At 60.0% G+C, this 3,832-nt stretch carries 4 protein-coding genes; 3 read left to right on the top strand and 1 reads right to left on the bottom strand.

Annotated elements, in window-relative coordinates; all coding sequences use genetic code 11:
* Positions 1 to 54 precede the first annotated feature (54 nt).
* The gene (locus H9651_RS14535; protein WP_191720044.1) at positions 55 to 981 is read right to left on the bottom strand and encodes a DNA-processing protein DprA; all 927 of its coding nucleotides are present in this window, start codon (positions 979 to 981) and stop codon (positions 55 to 57) included.
* 675 nt (positions 982 to 1,656) lie between these two features.
* Here H9651_RS14535 and H9651_RS14530 point away from each other — a divergent pair.
* From H9651_RS14530 to H9651_RS14520, 3 genes are read left to right on the top strand one after another with little or no spacing between them, the layout of a single operon-like run.
* On the top strand, positions 1,657 to 2,172 hold the full coding sequence (locus H9651_RS14530) for a TIR domain-containing protein (RefSeq protein WP_191720043.1): 516 nt from the start codon (positions 1,657 to 1,659) through the stop codon (positions 2,170 to 2,172).
* Positions 2,172 to 3,011 carry a macro domain-containing protein gene (locus tag H9651_RS14525; RefSeq protein ID WP_191720042.1) on the top strand — a complete coding sequence of 280 codons (840 nt, stop codon included), beginning with the start codon at positions 2,172 to 2,174 and terminating at the stop codon, positions 3,009 to 3,011. The genes H9651_RS14530 and H9651_RS14525 overlap by 1 nt, the downstream gene beginning before the upstream one ends.
* Positions 3,008 to 3,478, top strand: coding sequence for an HIT family protein (locus H9651_RS14520; protein WP_191720041.1), 471 nt, complete (start codon positions 3,008 to 3,010; stop codon positions 3,476 to 3,478). The genes H9651_RS14525 and H9651_RS14520 overlap by 4 nt, the downstream gene beginning before the upstream one ends.
* Positions 3,479 to 3,832: the final 354 nt, after the last annotated feature.

Below are 3,832 nucleotides of genomic sequence, written 5' to 3'. Positions count from 1 at the left end.
GAAATCACCCTCCAAGAGTGTCGGAGGGGTCAAGATTCAAACGTCGCCTCGGGGTCAGTATTCACGCGTCGTCGACACGAGTCGAAGAACGTCTTCGGAACCTGTGAGCAAATGGGCGCGTCTGTCTTGAATAAGGATGTTAGAGCCATAGCTGGCGGCACTCGTCACAGCGCCAGGAACCGCACCGACTGAGCGACCAAGCTCCACTGCTTCGTCGGCGACACGCAGCGATCCTGACCGCGCCCCCGCCTCAACGATCACCGTCGTAGAGGAAAGCGCGGCCATAATCCGGCCACGATCGCGAAAGCGCTGCCGTGTTGGTGCAACACCCGGTGCAGCCTCAGAAACGAGGAGACCTTGTTGCTCAATACGCGCAAACAGATCCGCGTGTCCAGCAGGGTACGCGCGATCGACCCCACCCGCGAGGACTGCAATCGTTCTTCCACCGGCCGCCAACGCCGACTTGTGTGCGACTGCTTCGATACCGTAGGCACCGCCAGCGACAACGACACGGCCACTGAGCGCGAGGTCACTGGCGAGTTCCATCGCCATGTGGTCCCCATATGCGGTGGAGGCACGCGCGCCGGTCAGCGTGAAGCGGTCGGCGAGAGGCTTGGCCAGCAGCGCAGTCTCGCCACGCGTCCAAAGTGCATATGGTGTGCGTGCTCCGAGATCGTTGAGGGCGGCTGGCCAATCCTTCTCACCCGGAATCAGGACCCGGAGGCCTTGTCGCTCGAAGGTCGCCATCTGTGTGGCCAAGGTGTCGGCGCTGCTCACAGTGTGCAAGCGTTCGCGCCATACTGCCGCTGCGATTTTGTCGAGGCCGGGCACCGCGCCGTCAGCATCAGCGAGGCGGAGCAGCTCTACAGCGCCGACTCGGTCAACGAGACGACCGGTCGACGGATCATTCGGTGCAGCCACGAGCGAGAGAACGGTACGCGCGCTCCGCTCGTCGTGTCCGAGGGAAGAGAGGGAAGTCATCATCGGGCTCCTTCACAGCCAGTCATCACCGTGCAGGTGCGCAGCACCGCCCTTTCCTATGTCGTTGGTTCGGCGTACCCTTGGAATCAGGCGACACACTCAATGTTCGCCATCGCCCACGCGATGGCATGACGGCCTCAGGCCAGTCCTCCAAGGTTCAACGTTGCCGAACCATGAGAGGACAGTTGTCATGCTTCGAATCATTTGGGTAGTCAGCATCCACCTCCGCAATTTCATGCGCAGGCACATGCCGACCAATATTCTGCTCGACGCGATTCGCACCCGCCGCGGGCTCAAGTGGGGCGTGCCCGCGATGCTCCTCGCCATCCCGTACCTTCTCGCTGCGAGCGTCTGCACTGCGCTCATCGACGGGGGAGCGTCCCGCTGGCTCTACGTCCTTGCGCTTGTCTGCATTTGGAACGCGCTCAAGTTTGTCGTGATCGGGCCGATATGCATTGGCCTGCTCGTACAGACGCGGGCTGCGGAATATCGAGATTCACATCGATCTCAGCCCCAGAACACCTCGGCTTGGGGGTAGCGGTAACTGCCGGGCGCATCTGACGCCAGTGGCGAGTGGCCCGGGGCAGACAGCGATGTCGGTGGTCGCCGATACCATGATCTCGTGCGGTCCCACCGGTCCGTCTACCCGTACCCGATGAGTCCAGGAGCCCAACGATGAGCTACCGTAACAAAACTTATGTCGCTTTCGCGAGCGAAGACATTCACTACTACCGGTTGATGACAGCGTGGAAGGCGAGCGACAACATCGACTTCGATTTCACGAACGCTCACGATATCTATGAGGCCCGCGACACGAGTACGCCTGAAACGATCAAGCGGCGGCTACGCGAACGGTTGAACAACACCAAGCAGGTGATCTTGTTGGGAAGCGCTGACGCGCGTCGCAAGGGTGGAAACGGTACTTCGTTCCTTGCCTACGAGGTCAATGCGATCATCTCTCTAGGGCTTCCGGTCGTGATCGCGAATCTGGACAGCGCCCGCGGGCATGTCAGCGGGAATGTTCCGACACCTTTTGCTGATGCCGACTATTACACGATGGCGGTATCGTTTGGGCCAAAGATCATCAAGCACGCCCTCGATGACTATGCCGCCAACTTCGCCGGATCAAGTAACACAGGACCGTACCGCTACAAGGAATCGGTATACGAGAGTCTTGGGCTGAACAAGTAGTGCGTCACAAACGTAACCCTCGTCGGTATGCGGCAGGGTTCTCCCGCCGTTTTCTGGAGGCGATTGGTGCGCAGGCGGCGGGAGCAGGCGCGATCGCCGTGTTTGCTCCTGACATGCTGAAGGACCAATGGTGGCTGATAGTCGTGGCTGTGGTTGTGGCAGCAGCATGGGCGGTATTCAAGCAACGCCAGGTGTCGCCGTCGCAATGGTACGCCCAAGGAAACTTCACGATTCGACTCGTCGTCGGTGATTTGTTTCAGCAGGATGCGTCGGCGATGGTCGGGATGACGACGACGTTCGATACGGACCCGACCATTATCGACGCGGGTAGCGTGCAGGGAAGCTTTCTGCGTACTGTCTACGCGAGCTCGCATACCCGTCTTGACCAGGAGCTGGCGGAGTCGCTGGCAACCGTGAGGCCGGTCTCCACTATTGTCAAGGCGGGAAAGGGGCATGCGTATCCGCTGGGGACCGCTGCGATCCTCAAAGGCCGCGGTGCTATCCGCTATTACTGTCTCGCATACACCGAGATGGACGAGCACAACCGGGCGCAAGGTTCAATTCGCGGCATCGTTCACAGCTTGGACAAGCTTTGGGACGCCGTCGATATTCACAGCAATGGTGCCGCAATCTGTGTGCCGTTGCTTGGTCAAGGTCAATCTCGTGTCCCGGAGTTAACCGCCGAAGCCGCTGTGCGGTTGATGGCGTTCTCGTTCTTCCTGCGCTGTCGCCGAAAACGGGTGTCTTCTGAACTGCGGATCGTCATCCACCCGAACGAGATCAATAAGATCGACCAGATTGAGTTCCAAGCTTTTCTCCGCTCCTTGGTGACAGCATGACCGACAGCGCCAGTAGTCTCGACATCCCGGAGCAGGAGCGGTGCGCGTTCTGTGACTATCTCACGGGGAGTCGCCCGTTCACTATCCTTCGCCGCGACCGCCTCGTGGCGGTGCTCGTAACACGAGAGCAACGCGGACTCGGACATCTCCTAGTCCTCCCCACACGGCACTACCCGACGTTGTTGGAGTCACGGCGGGATGAACGCCACGAGTTGATCGATACCGTCACCTGGGCTGCCGCCGCCATTGATGAGGCCTACGAGCGTCCCGGGATTGCTGTGTGGCAGAACAATGGCACCGCAGCTCACCAGGCGATTCCTCACCTCCACTTTCATGTCGCCGCGACGCTTCCCGGAGGCGGCACGAACTTCGACGACGTACCGGAGCTCAGCGTCGCCGAAACCGACCAGATCGCCGCGAGGATCCTGAGTACAGCTCCACCTATCGATGGCTTTCTCCGTGATTGAACGGGCATGCCCACACGTCGATCCAGTCGAACGGATAAGGGGACCAAAAGGGGACCAGAATCATGCAAACCATGCATCTCTTGACGTGTTCTGCATGACCTGATCCGCGGAACTACGCGGTTTTCAGCTTGAGCTGGGCCGTTTGGACGCCTGGGGGTCAAGGGGTCGCAGGTTCAAATCCTGTCATCCCGACCGGTAAGTCCCGGGAACCTAAGGGTTCCCGGGACTTCTTAGTTGGTGAGATGTGACCACGTCACCGCAATGCCATCACTTTGACGGCTCATCGCAGTTGAGCGTGTAGGTGGCTGAGCGCGATCGTGGCCGGGTAGGCGTCGAGGTCTCCATCAGGATGGA

The sequence above is a fragment of the Microbacterium pullorum genome (assembly GCF_014836535.1).
In the GTDB taxonomy this organism is placed as follows: domain Bacteria; phylum Actinomycetota; class Actinomycetes; order Actinomycetales; family Microbacteriaceae; genus Microbacterium; species Microbacterium pullorum.
This window is presented reverse-complemented; position numbering and strand designations above follow the sequence as displayed.